The sequence below is a fragment of the Devosia sp. MC1541 genome (genome assembly GCF_012847305.1).
Lineage (GTDB): Bacteria > Pseudomonadota > Alphaproteobacteria > Rhizobiales > Devosiaceae > Devosia.
Window position 1 is genome coordinate 219,727 of record NZ_JABBDZ010000001.1, and the last position, 16,151, is coordinate 235,877.

Sequence of the window (16,151 nt, forward strand, 5' to 3'; positions counted from 1 at the left end):
AATGACGCTCCGAAATCAAGTGACCATCTGGATCGGCCTCTTGGCTGCCCTGCTTTTATCGCTCTGGATTTTCCGGGGCATCCTGCTTCCATTCGTGGTTGGGGCGGCCTTGGCCTATCTGCTCAATCCGGTGGTAAACCAGCTTGAGCGCTGGCGATTTAAGCGCGTTTGGGCGACGGCATTGGTGTTGACGGCGATTATCGTCGTGATCATCGGCTTGTTCTTCATGCTGGTTCCGATGATCGGACAGCAGATTGTTGGCCTTATTCAGCGCGCGCCGAGTCTGTATCGCGACCTTCAGGGGCTCATAAATCAGTATTCGCCTGAGGTCAGCGCATGGCTCGGGCCTGAACGTGCCGCCGAAGTTGAGCGTGGTATCAACGAGATTGCGCGCAATTTGCTCGGTTGGATTACGCGACTGCCTGCCGAATTGGTCAATATCGGCATGTCTGGCGCGTCCGTCGTGGCGTTTCTGGTCGTGGCGCCGGTGGTGGCGTTCTATCTGCTGCTCGATTGGCAGGGGATGGTTGATGGGGTCGAAGGGCTTTTGCCACGCCAGCATAAAGGCGAGATCAAAGGCATCATGCGCGAGATTGACGATTCCATGGCCGGCGTTATCCGCGGGCAGGGCTCGGTTCTCCTGCTCGATGCTGCGTTCTATGCGACCGCGCTATCGCTGATTGGGCTGAACTTTGGTTTGGCCGTGGGTATTATCGGCGGCCTGCTGAGCTTTATTCCATTCGTCGGTGCGGCCGTCGGATTCGGGCTATCAGTGGGCATTGCGCTCGTGCAGTTCTGGCCAAACATGTGGATGGTAGGCCTCGTGTGCGCGGCCTTCCTGTTCTGGCAGTTCATCGAAGGCAATATTCTCTATCCAAAGCTCGTGGGCTCATCGATCAACATCAACCCTGTATGGATGATGTTTGCGCTCCTCGCTCTGGGTGCGCTGTTCGGATTCACCGGGCTCCTGCTGGCTGTTCCAATGGCGGCCATTGCCTCGGTACTCGTGCGGTATGGCGTGCGAAAATATAAGGAAAGTGCGCTCTATCTTGGGACAGATGCGCCAGCTCCAATCGACCACAAGGACCAGAATTAAATGGCTTTGCCTGAGAACGGACCCCGGCAACTTCCGCTGGAGTTCGTTCACGAACCCTCGCACGCTGAAGATGACTATCTCGTTGGTGCAGGAAACGCCTTAGCCTATGCCCGTATCGAAGCGTGGCCACATTGGCCTGACGGGGTGACCATGTTGATTGGTCCCACCTCGTCGGGAAAATCTCATGTCGCGCGCATTTTTGCTGAGCGCAGCGGAGCTGTGCTGGTAACGCCCCAAACGATAGCGGCGGTTGCTTCCGCACATGGCAATGAACCTCTGGTGCTAGAGGACGTTGATCGGCTTGATTATAATGAGGATGATCTTTTCCATCTGCTGAACCAAGCCATGCGCGGCGACAGAACTCTGTTGCTGACGGCGCGCGAAGACGTTGCCAAATGGGATTTGCGGACCGATGATGTCCGCTCTCGCATTCGGCGTGCGCCTGTGTTCACATTAGAAATCAGTGATGACATCGCGTTGTCACAGATTTTTGTGAAGTTGTTCGGTGATCGACAGATCACAGTCGACCCAAAGATAATCGGCTATGTGGTGCCGCGCATGGAGCGGAGCCCGGAAGAGGCCGAACGTCTGGTTGATTTGATGGACAAGCTGGCTCTTGCGAAAGGGTCGGCCATTACGCGTGCGATAGCGGGTGAAGCTCTTGCCGTACGGCAAGACGCAGATTCGGCGCTGAAATTGGACTGGGACGCAGACGACGATGAATGAGATGAGCGAAATCGCCGAACTGGATGGTGCCAACCCAGATGTGGAGGCGCTGCGCAAAAGCCCGGCGCGTTTCGTTAATCGAGAAGTCAGCTGGCTTCAATTCAACATGCGGGTTCTGGAGGAGGCCGGGAACGAAGCTCATCCTCTGTTAGAGCGCCTCCGTTTCGTGTCTATTTCGGCGAACAATCTCGACGAATTCTACATGGTCCGTGTTGCGGGGCTGAAGGGCCAAATTCGGGCCGGTTTGGCCAAGCAATCGGCCGACGGACTATCGCCGAGCGAGCAGCTGGAAGAAATTGCGACGCTCGCTCAGCACTTGCAGTTGGAACAGCAGGACCACTGGCAAGATTTGCGCGAATTGCTGGTCGAGCAGAATGTCGTCATCCATGAGCAGGACGACCTCTCGCCGGAACAAATTGCTTATCTGCAAAAGCTGTTCCGTGAAGAAATTTTCCCCGTCCTGACCCCAATCGCGGTCGATCCAGCCCATCCATTCCCGTTCATCCCGAACCTCGGGCTAGCCCTCGCATTTGAACTCAAGCGTCCAACCGGGGATCAAAACCTGACGGCGCTCGTGCGTATCCCGGGTAATCTCGATCGTTTTATCACGCTGCCATCGGCTCTGGTTTCTGAGGGCCGGACTGAGGTCGTGTCGATCGACACGCTGGTGAAGCTGTTCTTTCTCAAAATGTTCCCTGGCCATGAGATTGTTGGTTCGGGTGCATTCCGCATCATCCGTGACAGCGAAATTGAAATTGACGACGAAGCTGCCGATCTCGTTGTCGAGTTCGAATCTGCACTTCGGCAACGTCGCCGAGGTCAGGTCATCCGCCTAGAAATCGAGCGGTCGATGCCCCGTGCGTTGAAGCGGCAGATTGGCGAACAGCTCAGCGTCAAAGAGGCGGATGTCTTTGAGGTACAGGGGTTCCTCGGCCTCGCCGATGCCCGTAAAATCTGCGACGTTGATCGTGCGGACCTAAAATTCCCGCCGTATCACGCGCGTTTCCCAGAACGTATCCGCGACTATAACGGGGATAGCTTTGCTGCTATCCGCGCTAAGGACATCCTCGTTCACCATCCATTTGAGAGTTTTGACGTCGTCGCTCAGTTCCTGATGCAGGCAGCGCGGGACCCGGACGTGGTGGCGATTAAGCAGACGCTGTACCGGACGTCTTCAGACAGCCCGATCGTCAAAGCGCTGGTTATGGCGGCAGAGGCGGGCAAGTCCGTTACGTGCCTCGTGGAGCTGAAAGCGCGTTTTGACGAAGAGGCGAATATTCGCTGGGCCCGCGACCTTGAACGTGCAGGGGCGCAGGTTGTGTTCGGTTTCATTGAGCTAAAAACCCACGCCAAGCTGAGCCAGGTCGTTCGTCGTGAGAAGGGCAAGCTGGTTAGCTACTGCCATATTGGCACCGGCAACTATCACCCGATTACAGCCAAGATTTATACAGACCTCAGCTATTTCACGATTGATCCCTCGATCACCCGTGACGTTGCGCGCGTGTTCAATTTTATAACGGGTTATGCGCGGCCGACCGAACTCGAAACCATCGCTGTTTCGCCGGTCAATTTGCGCCAGACATTGGTCGAGAGCATCGCACGCGAGATCGAGTTCGCGCGCGAGAGTAAGCCGGCCCATATTCTGCTGAAGATGAACTCGCTGGTTGATCCGCAGGTCATCGACGCGCTCTATGACGCGAGTCGGGCAGGGGTGAAAGTTGACTTGATTGTTCGTGGGATTTGCTGTCTGCGCCCCGGTATTCCCGGGTTCTCAGAAAATATCCGTGTAAAATCTGTGGTCGGCCGGTTCCTCGAACACAGCCGAATTTACTGTTTTGGCAACGGGGAGATGATGCCGTCCCCTCGGGCAAAAGTGTATATTTCCTCGGCAGATTTGATGGGCCGGAACTTGGATGGACGGGTGGAAGTTATGGTCCCGATCCTGAACAAGACCGTGCACAAGCAGATACTGGATCAGATCCTTGGTGCCTATCTCAAGGACAACGAACAAAGCTGGGAAGTCTTGCCGGATGGCAGTTCACACCGCATAAAGCGCTCTGAGGGTGAAGAAGCCTTCAGCGCTCATAAGTATTTTATGACTAATCCCTCCCTGTCTGGGCGCGGTAGTGCCGGGATGGTTGATAACGACGAGGCTTAAGTTTGACCCAATTCTGGGGCGTCGACGCCGATCCTACTGCCCAAGGTCGTTTGAAGGGGGCGCGCCCTGTCGCAGTCCTTGATATCGGATCAAACTCAGTTCGTTTGGTCGTTTATGAGCGGCACGCCCGCTCACTAACACCGCTCTACAACGAAAAGGCCTCCTGCGCCCTCGGACGTGGGGTCGGCCAGACTGGGCGTTTGGCCGAAGCCAATATGGCGACGGCGCTTGAGGCGATGAAGCGTTTCGCCCTTGTTGCGCGCATGATGCGCGTTGGCACTGTGGTTGTGCTGGCGACCTCTGCCGTACGCGACGCCGCAAACCGCGATGAGTTCGTCGCGGCAGTCGAAGAGATTATGAACACCGAGGTTCGTGTTCTCTCAGGCGAGGATGAGGCGCACTTTGCGGCATTGGGGGTCGTTGCCGGTATCCCCGGGTTTGTCGGCGTTGTCGGCGACCTTGGTGGCGGTAGCCTCGAGTTTTCAGCACTCCAGAACGGTTCAGACAGCAATAATCAGTCCTTCGAGCTTGGTGTCATTCGCCTGCAGGACGATTCGAACGGTTCTCCCGCGACTGCTGCGGAAATCGTGCGCAAACAGCTTAGTAGCTCCATGTTGAAAAACACTGGCGAGGAACAGCGTTTCGCGGCCATTGGCGGCACTTGGCGCTCATTGGCGAAGCTTCATCAAGCGCGCAGCAATTATCCGCTGCATATGGTGCAAGACTATGTGGTGTCGGCAGATGAGATGATCGCTTTCTGTAGCGACATCGTGAAAGCAGATTCCCTCAAAAACTATCCAGGCTCGAACTCGGTGTCGAACTCGCGGCGAGAACTCGTGCCTTTTGGCGCGGCCGTTTTGATGGAAGTTCTTAAAGCCGGTCGGTTTGCATCGGTGGTCTTCTCGGCGCTCGGCGTGCGCGAAGGCTATCTCTACGGCATGTTGGACGATACCGAACGTGTGGTCGATCCGTTGATCCAAGGGGCCGAGGAGCTTTCAATTCTGCGCTCGCGCTCCCCTGAACACGCTACGGATCTAATAGATTTCACCACGCACTATTTCCGCTCGGCAGCCGTTGAAGAAACTGGCCAGCAGCGTCGCTTGCGCCTCGTCGCATGTCTATTGGCCGATATAGGCTGGCGCTCACATCCCGACTATCGCGGCGAGCAAAGCGTCAATGCGCTTGCCTATGGCTCATTGACGGGGATTGATCACGTCGGTCGTAGCTTTTTAGCCCAGACCATGGCGGTTCGGTATGATGGGCTCAAGAGCAAGTCGGCTCTGGCGATTGCCGGCCTCACGTCATCTGAGATGACGGCGCGCGCGCGTTTGATCGGCGCTTTGTTCCGCGTTGCCTATCCAATGACAGCGGCTATGCCGGGCGTGTTAGGGCGCACGTCACTATCAGTCGTTGATGAGGCTTTGGTGCTGAGTTTGCCGACCGACTACGCGTTCCTCAACGGCGACCATTTACGCAATCGCTTGCGTCAGCTCGCCGATGAGGCCGGGTTCGAAACGTGGAGAGTGAAGGTCGGCTGATTACTCAGCCGATTCTTCTTCTGGTACATCAAACTCGATAACGCCCTTGCGGGTGGCCACGAGGCCAACGCGGCCGTGCTTGATGGCAAGCGCTTTTTCGCCAAACAACTTGCGACGCCAGCCTTTGAGAGCAGGGACGTCTGCATCGTCGTCGAGCACGAGGGCGTCGATTTCGTCCGATGTGGCGATGATTCTTGCCGCAACGCCGTGCTGTTCCGCGACAGACTTGAGCAGAACACGGATGAGATCGCCAACAGCACCTTTAGGGGATGGTCCGCGATAGCGCTCAGGCATGGCCGGAAGAGCCGACTTTGGAATAGCCTCCACGTCTTTCATCAGCGCGATGATTTCAGCGGCGGCACTGGAGCGGCCATAGCCGCGCGGTACCGCACGCAGTTTGTCAAAGGCTTCAGGGGTCAGCGGACGTTGAGTCGCCAACTCGCTCAACACGTCATCCTTGAGAATGCGGCTTCGCGGCTGGTCTGATTCCTGTGCGCGTCGTTCGCGCCATTGAGCAAGCGCCTTCATAGCAGCCAAATCGCGCGGGCGATTGAGCTTCATCTTGAGGCGTTCCCAAGCATTTTCAGGCTGGACGACATAAGTGTCTATAGAACGCAGAACACCCAGTTCGTCTTCGACCCAATCCCACCGGCGGGTCTGTTCGACCTGCTTTTTGAGCTCGCGATAGATGTCACGCAGATAGGTGACGTCAGCGAGCGCGTAGGTGAGTTGTTTATCGCTGAGCGGGCGAGCCGACCAATCGGTAAAGCGGGATGATTTGTCGAGTTCGACCTTGCAGATGGCGCGCACAAGACTGTCGTAGGAGGCGCTATCGCCAAACCCGCAGACGCTGGCCGCTATCTGAGTGTCGAAAATGTTATTGGGTACCGCGCCCGTCAACTTCACAAAAATTTCCACATCCTGCCGAGCGGCGTGGAAAACCTTGGTCACGTCTGGATTCGCGAGAAGCGTGAAAAAGGGCGCGAGTTTGATATCGGGAGCAAGCGGGTCGATGAGAACCGCTTCGTCATTTGTGGCAACTTGGATCAGGCAAAGGCGCGGCCAATAGGTGGTTTCGCGCAGGAATTCCGTATCCACGGTGACAAATTCATACTGGGCAGCGCGCTCGCAAAACGCGGCGAGCGCCTCTGTGGAGACTATAATGTCCATGCGTCTACCGTCTTACTATGGTCGATATTCTTCCTATCAGGGTCTACTCAATAGCTCCACCGTCGATTTTCCTTGCTTGTAGCGGGGGAAAGCCGCTAATCCCCCGAGCTTGACAGATGGGAGTGGCCATGCGCTTTTCCCGACTGCCTTTCCGGCCTTCCCGTAAGCTATTTCCGAGCATTGACATGACACTTCATCGCTATCGTTCCCACACCTGTGGTGCCCTCACAGCGAATGATGCTGGCAATAATGTGCGCCTATCAGGCTGGGTGCACCGTGTTCGCGATCACGGCGGTCTGCTGTTTATCGACCTTCGCGACAACTATGGCATCACCCAATGCGTGATCGACCCCGATTCTGCTGCATTCAGCACCGCTGAAAAAGTACGCTCTGAATGGGTTCTGCGTATCGATGGCGAAGTGAAGCCACGTGATCCATCGGCAGTGAACACCAATATTTCGACTGGCGCGATTGAGATTTTCATCCGCGACATCGAAGTTTTGTCCGTTGCCAAGGAATTGCCGCTGCCCGTTTTCGGCGACGCGGAATACCCAGAAGACATTCGCCTGCGTTACCGCTTCCTCGACCTGCGTCGCGAGAAGCTGCACAACAACATCCTGAAGCGCACCCGCGTTATCTCGGCGATGCGTTCGGGCATGGGTGACGCTGGCTTTACCGAATTCTCGACCCCGATTCTGACCGCGTCGTCCCCAGAAGGCGCGCGCGACTTCCTCGTGCCAAGCCGTATCCACCCCGGTAAGTTCTTCGCGCTGCCGCAGGCTCCGCAGCAGTACAAACAGCTGCTGATGGTTGCTGGCTTTGACCGCTACTTCCAGGTGGCACCATGCTTCCGCGATGAAGATCCACGTGCAGACCGTCTGCCGGGCGAGTTCTACCAGCTCGACCTAGAAATGAGCTTTGTCACTCAGGAAGACGTCTGGAACACTGTTGAGCCCGTCATCACCGACGTGTTCGAAAAGTTCGCCGAGGGCAAGCGCGTCACCAAGAACTGGCCGCGTATTCCTTACGATACCGCGATCCGTAAGTATGGCTCGGACAAGCCAGACCTGCGTAACCCGATCGAATTGCAGAACGTTACCGAGCACTTCGTTGGTTCAGGCTTCAAGGTTTTTGCAAACCAGATCGAAGCTGATCCAAAGGTTGAAGTTTGGGCTGTTCCGGCCAAGAACAAGGCGGGTGCTGAGCCAATCGGCCGTGCTTTCTGCGATCGTATGAACGCATGGGCGCAGGGCGAAGGTCAGCCAGGCCTTGGCTATATCTTCTTCAAAGAAGGTGCTGGTTCTGGTCCGATCGCCAAGAACATTGGTGAAGAACGCACAGCAGCTATCGCGGCTCAGCTCGGCCTCACCGATGGGGATGCTGTGTTCTTCGTCGCTGGTCGTCCAGAGAAGTTCTACAAGTTCGCAGGTGAAGCCCGCACCAAGGTCGGTACCGATCTCGGCGTCGTCGACACCGAACAGTATGCACTGTGCTGGATCGTCGACTTCCCATTCTACGAGTGGAGCGAAGAAGAAAAGCGCGTCGACTTTGCGCACAATCCGTTCTCCATGCCGCAGGGTGGCATTGATGCCCTGAACTCGGCGGATCCGCTTTCGCTCAAGGCTTACCAGTACGACGCTGTCTGCAACGGCTTTGAAATTGCTTCTGGCTCGATCCGTAATCAGGAGCCGGAAACCATGGTCAAGGCCTTCGAAATCACCGGCAAGAGCCGTGAGGAAGTCGAAGAGCAGTTCGGTGGTCTCTATCGTGCGTTCCAGTACGGCGCGCCTCCGCATGGCGGTGCAGCCTTTGGTATCGACCGTATCGTGATGCTGCTGTGTGGCGCGCAAAACCTGCGTGAAATCACGGCCTTCCCGATGAACCAGCAGGCGGAAGACCTTCTCATGGGCGCACCAAGCCCCGCGGACAACAAGCAATTGCGCGAGCTCAGCATCCGCTTGAACGTACAAAGCTAAGCTTCACGCGAAGTGTTTTTTGAAAGACGCCCTCCGGGGCGTCTTTTGTTTTGTGCATACGTTGGCCCCCCGACCATGTGTTAATTGCTCGGAAAGCCAACACGGCATAAAAAGCTAACGTTCTCCTCTGAAACGGATTCTCGGTCGTGAAGTTCAACATCTCGCACCTGCTGATGTTACTCGGCGCGGCCGTAGCGCTGGTGCCAATCGTCGCCGTCGATTTTGTCATCGACGCCTATGTAGAGCATCGGGAAAAGTCGGTGGCCGAGCGGCACGTCAGCGTGGACAGTTCCACTGTTGCGTCCTCGGCTTCAGAGGGTGTAGCCGCGCTTCGTAAAGTATGGTCCGACAGCCCGTCCTTGTGCGCACAGACCTTTGTCCAGAACGCTCAGGCGGCGGTTCAGAACAATGTCAGCGTGCTTCAATTCGTCGTCGAGAATAGTGATGGCACCCAGTATTGCGACGCGTTCGGTACAGGCGTCACCTATGCTCCGCTTTCGACAGCGCTGCCAATTCCAGGCCAGTCAGAGACACTGACTGTCGTGCGCTATGGCGCGATGGACGCGCCAGTTTTGAAGATCACACAGGAGATCGGGGAAACTCGCAAGCTCTCTGTGTTTGTGCCGCTTCTGCCACAGAGCATTGAATCGCATCTGCGGACCATGGCGCCTTCAACGATGAAGCGGTTCTCGCTGACCAATAACCAACCTGTTTTGGTGCTGGGGACTAGCGGTGAGTTTGAGGCCGACAAGGCGCCGGACGACTTTATTCTCGCTGCAGGTTACGCCTCTCAGTTCCCGATTAAGGTTGAGCTTGCGATCCCGTTTGACGTTGCCCGTTCGCATTACCGCGATTTGGACCTCGTCTTTACCGTTCTTGCGGCACTGCTCAGCGGCGCGTTCTTGCTCGGGGTCCTGAGTTATTTCCGTCGCTCCCGCGTTCCAGCTTTCAATCTGGAACGTGCAATCGAGCGGAATGAAATCAAGCCGTATTATCAGCCCGTCATCAATCTTCGCACGGGCGATCTGGTTGGTTGTGAGGTGTTGTGCCGTTGGGAAAAGCCTAATGGCCGCGTTGTACCGCCGAACAGTTTTATCGAATACGCTGAGAATACCGGTCTCGCTATTCCGATGACGGTTTCGCTGATGCAGCAGGTTCGAGGCGATCTCTCGGAACTCTGCAAGACGATTCCGAACTTCAAGATCTCCATAAATCTGTTTGAGGGTCATTTCCGCGATGGCGGGATTGTGGAGGACGTTCAGGCTATTTTTGGCAATTCGCCGATTAGCTACCGTCAGCTGGTTTTTGAAATCACTGAGCGCCGTCCGCTGCGCAATACACTAGCCGCGACGAGCGTGATTTCAGGTCTCCACGCGCTGGGTTGCCGTCTGGCGATGGATGACGTCGGTACGGGGCATTCAAACCTTGCGTACCTCGCGACGCTTGGCGTTGACGTGATTAAGATCGATCGCATCTTTGTCGATATGATCAAGAAAGACACCACCCAGGTGCCAGTGCTCGATGGCCTGATTGCCATGGGCAAAGACCTTGATTGCGAGATTGTTGCTGAAGGCGTCGAAACGGAAGAGCAAGCGCTCTACCTTCGCGCGCATGGCGTCGTTCATGCTCAGGGCTATATTTTTGCACCCGCACTCAAGGCTAAAATCTTCATCGAATTGGCCACGGCCCTCCATCGCTCGGGTGGAAATGCGCGTGACGTTCTCGCACGGGTTGCGACAGCCAATTAACCCGATTGCATTGGTGCGACACAAAATGCCGCACTTGGTCTTTTCATTGCCGTGAATCGGTGGCACGTACGCTCCCAGACGAGAGTTTGGGAGATAAGTCGTGTCCTCGGATGTGAATGAACAGCGCAAAGCGCTGCGTGATGCAGCGTTGCATTTTCATGAGTTTCCCAAACCCGGCAAGCTCGAGATTCAGCCGCTAAAACCTTTGGGCAATCAGCGCGACCTGGCGCTCGCCTATTCCCCGGGCGTTGCTGCGCCTTGCGAGGAGATCGCTGCCAATCCCGATAGCGTGGCCCGCTACACCTCGCGGCAAAACCTTGTTGCAGTGATTTCCAACGGAACTGCTGTGCTCGGCCTAGGCAATATTGGTGCGCTGGCATCTAAGCCTGTGATGGAAGGCAAAGCGGTTCTGTTCAAGAAGTTCGCAGGCATCGACGTCTTCGATCTCGAAATCGACGAGCTAAACCCACAGAAGTTCATTGACGCGGTAGCGCCGCTCTGGCCGACATTTGGCGGCATCAATCTCGAAGATATTCGCGCGCCCGATTGCTTCGAAATTGAAGAGCAGCTGCGCGAGCGCATGCCAATCCCGGTGTTCCATGACGATCAGCACGGGACGGCAATTATTGTCGGTGCCGCAGTGCTCAACGGCCTGGAGCTGGCGGGCAAGCGTATTGAAGACGTCAAAATCTGCACATCAGGGGCAGGGGCAGCGGCCATTGCATGCCTCAATGTTCTGGTTGGTCTTGGCGCCAAAATCGAAAATATCTGGGTGGCCGACAAAGACGGCCTCGTCACCCACAAGCGCAACGACGTGAATGACAAATGGCGGTCGCGATTCCGCCGGACCTCTGAGGCGACAACGCTGGCGGAAGTAATCGACGGCGCAGACGTTTTTCTGGGGCTCTCCGCTCCCGGCGTGCTCTCGCCAGAGATGATTGCCAAGATGGCGTCTAATCCACTCATTCTGGCTCTGGCTAATCCGACGCCGGAAGTTATGCCGGAAGTTGCAAAGCAAATTCGTCCAGACGCCATGGTGTGTACTGGGCGCTCGGACTATCCCAATCAGGTCAATAACGTCCTCTGCTTCCCCTTCATTTTCCGTGGCGCGCTGGATGTGCACGCCACGACGATCAACGAAGAAATGAAGCTGGCTGCAGTGCGGGCGATTGCCAAGTTAGCGCACGAACCGGGATTAGAGGTTTCGCCTTCCGGTGCGCCTGCCGTCTATGGGCCGGAGCACATTATCCCAAATCCCTTCGATCAGCGCCTGATCTTGCGCATCGCGCCGGCTGTGGCGCGCGCCGCGATGGAAACCGGCGTGGCCAAGAAGCCGATTGAAGATTGGGCTGCCTATCTCGACGGTCTCAACCGCTTTGTGTTCCGCTCTGGCCTCGTGATGAAGCCGATCATTGATCGGGCGCGGGGGCAGGAAAAGCGCGTGGCCTTCGCCGATGGTGAAGATGAGCGCGTGCTGCGGGCCACTCAAGTGCTGCTCGAAGAGCGGATTGCGCGGCCAATTCTGATCGGACGTCCGGCGGTTCTTGAAGCGCGTATCGAGCGCTTCGGTCTGTCGATTAAGCCGGGCAGGGATTTTGAAGTCATCAATCCCGAAGACGATCCGCGTTACCGCGATTACGTCAGTCTCTTCCATTCACTGGTTGGCCGGGATGGCGTGACGCCCGACACAGCGCGCCATATTGTGCGCACCAATACGACGGTGATTGGCGCGCTGGCCGTAAAGCGCGGCGAGGCTGATGCGATGCTCTGTGGCTTGCAAGGGCGGTTTATCAAACATGCCCGCGACATTGGCTCTGTCATTGGTTTGCAGGACGGGCTGAACACGGTTTCAGCGCTTTCGATGCTGATCATGCCGCGCGGTGCCTTCTTCCTTACGGACACCTACGTTAATCAGAACCCAAGTGCTGATGAAATCGTCGCAATTGCTTTGCAGGCACGTCAGCACCTCAAGCGCTTCAACATTGAGGCGCGAGCTGCCTTGCTCAGCTATTCGAACTTTGGGTCGCGCGATGGCGAAAGCGCTTACAAAATGCGCGAGGTCTACAAAAAGCTCAAACGCGTCGCGCCGGACTTCATTGTCGATGGCGAAATGCAGGGCGATTTGGCGCTGAACGAAGAGTTGCGCGAGCGCTACATTCCGGATTCGGTACTAAAGGGCGAAGCCAATCTGCTGGTCTTCCCAGATCTCGACGCTGCAAACCTGTCGGCGACCTTGCTCAAGGAGATGACCAATGCTCTGGCTGTTGGGCCGATCCTGATGGGGACCAAAGCGCCAGCCCATATTCTGGCACCCTCAGTGACCAGTCGTGGTATCGTCAACATGGCTGCTATCGCGGCCAATGAAGCTGTACAGGGGTAAGGCTTTGATCCGTCATACGGTTGTATTCACTCTGCGTCATGAGTCGGGCTCTGCTGAAGAGGCCGACTTCCTGACTGCAGCGAAAATTCTTGCGGACATTCCGGGTGTTGAAGCTTTCGAGCAGCTCCGTCAGGTCAGCCCCAAGGCGGACTTCGCCTTTGGGTTCTCAATGGAATTTGCAAATTCTGAGGCCTATCAATTCTATAACGACCACCCGCATCACGTCGCTTTCGTGCGGGATCGGTGGGTGCCCGAAGTGTTGGGGTTCCAAGAGATCGACTACACAGCGCTATAAGCTGTGTGGTCCCTAACCGGACATTAAGGCTCGTCGCGGATAATGGCGTATCTATAAGGTTTCGCCATGCCAACACGTCTTAAACGCCCGCCGTTCTGGCGCCATCTTGCTTTTACAGCGGCTCTGCTCGGCGTGCAGGGGTATCTTGGTTATTCGGCTATTTCCGGGCAGTTCGGGATCGAAAATCGTGCTCAGATAATTGAGGACATTCAGGTGCTTGAGGATAAATCCTCGGCACTGCAAGCCGAGATCGACGCCTTTAAGCATCGCGTTCAGTTGATGAACCCAAAACATCTCGATCCAGACCTTATCACGGAGCGGGCGCGGGCATTGCTCAACATGGCGCATACCGACGATATTTTGGTCATGGTGAACCCAGATAACGGTAAACCAGTTTCCGGTAAATTCCAAGAATTAATCGATTCTGAGTTAAGGTCTATTATTGAAGCGGATTCAACGCTCTAATAGAGTTTTTTAAATTCGCATTGCGGAATGTTATTATAGAGACGCTTGCGGTAAGGTGCGTGAAATGGCCTGATGGGCCAATCGCATACGACCCCGACCCAAGCGGAGTGCAGCATGGCGCGCAAGGCAACGGCCTCACAGCCCAACGTCCCTCAGTTTTCTAGCGAGCAGGACCTCGAAGCGTTCCGCGAAATGCTGCTTATTCGGCGTTTCGAAGAAAAGGCCGGCCAGATGTATGGCATGGGCCTGATCGGCGGTTTCTGCCACCTCTATATCGGTCAGGAAGCTGTTGTGACCGGCATCACCATGGCCTCGGAAAAGGGCCTTGATGCGCAGATTACCGGCTATCGTGATCACGGGCACATGCTGGTTATGGGTCTCGACCCTAAGAGCGTCATGGCTGAACTGACCGGTCGGCAGGGCGGCCTGTCGCGCGGCAAGGGCGGCTCGATGCACATGTTCTCGAACGAGCACAAGTTCTACGGCGGCAACGGTATCGTGGGTGCGCAGGTTGCGCTCGGCACCGGTCTGGGCTTTGCCAATAAGTACAAGGGTGATGGCGGTGTTTCGATTGCCTATTTTGGTGACGGCGCGGCCAACCAAGGTCAGGTCTATGAGAGCTTCAATATGGCCAAGCTCTGGAACCTGCCGGTCGTTTATGTGATCGAAAATAACAAGTACGCCATGGGGACCTCCATCGAGCGTGCTGCTGCAACAACCGATTTCTCCATGCGCGGCGCTTCCTTCGGCATCGACGGCGAGCAGGTCGATGGCATGGACGTCCGCATGGTCTATGATGCCGCCAAGCGCGCCATCGAGCATGCTCGTTCGGGCAAGGGCCCGTTCATTCTTGAAATGCTGACCTATCGTTACCGTGGTCACTCCATGTCCGATCCGGCGAAATATCGCTCCAAGGACGAAGTGACGAAGTATCGCCAGGAACGTGACCCGATCGAACAGGTCCGCGCGCGTCTTCTGGAAGCCGGTATTGTGACGGAAGATGATCTCAAGAAGATCGAAACCGATATCCGCGCTGTCGTCACTGAAGCGGCGGACTTCGCGACCAATGATGCAGAGCCCGATCCTAAGGAGCTCTGGACCGATATCACTATCGAGGCATGAGCCGGCTCGGCCGCGCGCCGAGCCCCCAAACAAGTTGAGTTTCGCCGTGCGGCTTCAAAAAGCCCGGCGTTAGAAATTCTGGAGAGCAAATATGCCCCAAATCCTCATGCCCGCCCTGTCTCCCACTATGGAAGAAGGCAAGCTGGCCAAGTGGCTGGTAAAAGTTGGTGATGTCGTAAAGTCTGGCGATGTGCTGGCGGAAATCGAAACCGATAAGGCGACGATGGAAGTTGAAGCGGTCGACGAAGGCACTGTTTCGGAAATCTTGATCGCCGACGGCACTGAAGGCGTAAAGGTCAACACCCCGATCGCCGTCATTCTGGCTGAAGGCGAAGTGGCCGGCGAAAAGGCGGCTCCGGCTGCCGTTGAAGCGACCACTACGGACACTGCGGCTCCTGCCGCTGATGCGCCCGTTGCGGCGGCACCAGCCACGGAAGCGCCAAAGTTTGTCGCGCAGAACGATCCGGACCTGCCGGAAGGCGTCGAAATGGTGGAGCTCACCGTTCGTCAGGCGCTGAACGAAGCCATGGCAGAAGAAATGCGCGCTGATGGCAACGTCTTCATCATGGGTGAAGAAGTCGCTGAATATCAGGGCGCCTATAAGGTCACTCAGGGCCTGCTGCAGGAATTTGGGCCGCAGCGCGTTATCGATACCCCGATTACCGAGCACGGTTTTGCCGGTCTCGCGGTTGGTGCGGCCTTTGCTGGCCTGAAACCAATCGTTGAATTCATGACCTGGAATTTTGGCATGCAGGCCATCGACCAGATCATCAACTCGGCTGCAAAGCAGCTCTATATGTCCGGCGGTCAGGTGACGGCACCTATGGTGTTCCGTGGCCCGAACGGCGCGGCAGCACGCGTGGGCGCGCAGCACAGCCAAGACTACTCGGCATGGTACAGCCATGTTCCGGGTCTGACCGTTATCGCGCCTTACAGCGCCGCTGACGCCAAGGGCCTGTTGAAGGCTGCGATCAAGTCGCCAAACCCGATCATCTTCCTCGAAAACGAAATCCTTTATAACTCCACTGGCCTCGTGCCGAAGATGGATGATTTCGTTCTGCCAATCGGTAAGGCTCGTGTTGCCCGTCAGGGTAAGGACGTCACCATCGTGTCGTTCTCCATGGGCATGCGCTACGCTACTCTGGCAACCGAAAAGCTGGTCGCGGCTGGCGTTGACGTTGAACTGATTGACCTGCGTACCCTCCGCCCAATGGACACCGATACCATTATTGCATCGGTCAAGAAGACCGGGCGCTTGGTGACGGTTGAAGAGGGTTGGCCGCAGGGTGGTATCGGCGCGGAAATCGCTGCCGTCGTCATGGAACAGGCGTTCGATTATCTCGACGCGCCGGTGACCCGCGTGACTGGCAAGGACGTGCCAATGCCTTACGCTGCGAACCTTGAAAAGCTGGCGCTGCCAAGCGTTGACGATGTGATCGCAGCGGTCAATGCTGTGACCTATCGCTCTTAAGGAGAA

General features: G+C 56.4%; 12 protein-coding genes. 11 read left to right on the forward strand and 1 reads right to left on the reverse strand.

All coding sequences use genetic code 11. The annotated features are described in order from the left end of the window. Nucleotide 1: 1 nt before the first annotated feature. Genes HKD40_RS01005 through HKD40_RS01020 form a run of 4 tightly spaced genes read left to right on the forward strand, consistent with a single transcriptional unit; the run spans nucleotide 2 to nucleotide 5,518 of the window. Nucleotides 2-1,096 (forward strand): AI-2E family transporter, encoded by a 1,095-nt coding sequence (locus HKD40_RS01005; protein WP_169193858.1) that lies wholly within the window; start codon nucleotides 2-4, stop codon nucleotides 1,094-1,096. Further along, complete coding sequence (locus tag HKD40_RS01010; protein ID WP_169193859.1) at nucleotides 1,097-1,822, forward strand: hypothetical protein; 726 nt, start codon at nucleotides 1,097-1,099, stop codon at nucleotides 1,820-1,822. Then, the gene (locus HKD40_RS01015; RefSeq protein ID WP_169193860.1) at nucleotides 1,815-3,980 is read left to right on the forward strand and encodes an RNA degradosome polyphosphate kinase; all 2,166 of its coding nucleotides are present in this window, start codon (nucleotides 1,815-1,817) and stop codon (nucleotides 3,978-3,980) included. Before HKD40_RS01010 ends, HKD40_RS01015 begins: the two co-directional genes overlap by 8 nt. Nucleotides 3,981-3,982: 2 nt before the next feature. Beyond that, nucleotides 3,983-5,518 carry a Ppx/GppA phosphatase family protein gene (locus tag HKD40_RS01020; protein WP_169193861.1) on the forward strand — a complete coding sequence of 512 codons (1,536 nt, stop codon included), beginning with the start codon at nucleotides 3,983-3,985 and terminating at the stop codon, nucleotides 5,516-5,518. Here HKD40_RS01020 and rnd read toward each other — a convergent pair whose 3' ends face one another. Then, on the reverse strand, nucleotides 5,519-6,688 hold the full coding sequence (gene rnd, locus HKD40_RS01025) for a ribonuclease D (protein WP_169193862.1): 1,170 nt from the start codon (nucleotides 6,686-6,688) through the stop codon (nucleotides 5,519-5,521). It abuts the gene before it with no gap. Nucleotides 6,689-6,873: 185 nt separating this feature from the next. On the opposite strand from rnd, the gene aspS reads away from it, so the two are divergent. The 7 genes from aspS (at nucleotide 6,874) to HKD40_RS01060 (ending at nucleotide 16,145) form a co-directional block, all read left to right on the forward strand. Continuing rightward, nucleotides 6,874-8,664 carry an aspartate--tRNA ligase gene (gene aspS / locus HKD40_RS01030; RefSeq protein ID WP_169193863.1) on the forward strand — a complete coding sequence of 597 codons (1,791 nt, stop codon included), beginning with the start codon at nucleotides 6,874-6,876 and terminating at the stop codon, nucleotides 8,662-8,664. A gap of 146 nt (nucleotides 8,665-8,810) precedes the next feature. Further along, complete coding sequence (locus tag HKD40_RS01035; RefSeq protein ID WP_169193864.1) at nucleotides 8,811-10,412, forward strand: EAL domain-containing protein; 1,602 nt, start codon at nucleotides 8,811-8,813, stop codon at nucleotides 10,410-10,412. Between the two features lie 100 nt (nucleotides 10,413-10,512). Further along, a complete protein-coding gene (locus tag HKD40_RS01040; protein WP_282567626.1) occupies nucleotides 10,513-12,792 on the forward strand; it encodes an NADP-dependent malic enzyme in 2,280 nt (759 codons plus the stop codon). Between the two features lie 4 nt (nucleotides 12,793-12,796). Further along, entirely contained in the window at nucleotides 12,797-13,087 is a 291-nt protein-coding gene (locus tag HKD40_RS01045) for a Dabb family protein (protein ID WP_169193865.1), read from the forward strand. Between the two features lie 66 nt (nucleotides 13,088-13,153). Beyond that, nucleotides 13,154-13,552 carry a septum formation initiator family protein gene (locus HKD40_RS01050; RefSeq protein WP_169193866.1) on the forward strand — a complete coding sequence of 133 codons (399 nt, stop codon included), beginning with the start codon at nucleotides 13,154-13,156 and terminating at the stop codon, nucleotides 13,550-13,552. Between the two features lie 114 nt (nucleotides 13,553-13,666). Next, on the forward strand, nucleotides 13,667-14,674 hold the full coding sequence (gene pdhA / locus HKD40_RS01055; protein WP_210256988.1) for a pyruvate dehydrogenase (acetyl-transferring) E1 component subunit alpha: 1,008 nt from the start codon (nucleotides 13,667-13,669) through the stop codon (nucleotides 14,672-14,674). Nucleotides 14,675-14,765: 91 nt separating this feature from the next. Then, on the forward strand, nucleotides 14,766-16,145 hold the full coding sequence (locus HKD40_RS01060; protein ID WP_169193868.1) for a pyruvate dehydrogenase complex E1 component subunit beta: 1,380 nt from the start codon (nucleotides 14,766-14,768) through the stop codon (nucleotides 16,143-16,145). Nucleotides 16,146-16,151: the final 6 nt, after the last annotated feature.

What these genes read in the sequence shown, in the direction of transcription:
- aspS (WP_169193863.1), top strand. Translation starts at nt 6,874, where the DNA reads ATGACACTTCATCGCTATCGTTCCCACACCTGTGGTGCCCTCACAGCG.
- HKD40_RS01010 (WP_169193859.1), top strand. Translation starts at nt 1,097, where the DNA reads ATGGCTTTGCCTGAGAACGGACCCCGGCAACTTCCGCTGGAGTTCGTT.
- pdhA (WP_210256988.1), top strand. Translation starts at nt 13,667, where the DNA reads ATGGCGCGCAAGGCAACGGCCTCACAGCCCAACGTCCCTCAGTTTTCT.
- HKD40_RS01050 (WP_169193866.1), top strand. Translation starts at nt 13,154, where the DNA reads ATGCCAACACGTCTTAAACGCCCGCCGTTCTGGCGCCATCTTGCTTTT.
- HKD40_RS01005 (WP_169193858.1), top strand. Translation starts at nt 2, where the DNA reads ATGACGCTCCGAAATCAAGTGACCATCTGGATCGGCCTCTTGGCTGCC.
- HKD40_RS01060 (WP_169193868.1), top strand. Translation starts at nt 14,766, where the DNA reads ATGCCCCAAATCCTCATGCCCGCCCTGTCTCCCACTATGGAAGAAGGC.
- rnd (WP_169193862.1), bottom strand. Translation starts at nt 6,688, where the DNA reads ATGGACATTATAGTCTCCACAGAGGCGCTCGCCGCGTTTTGCGAGCGC.
- HKD40_RS01015 (WP_169193860.1), top strand. Translation starts at nt 1,815, where the DNA reads ATGAATGAGATGAGCGAAATCGCCGAACTGGATGGTGCCAACCCAGAT.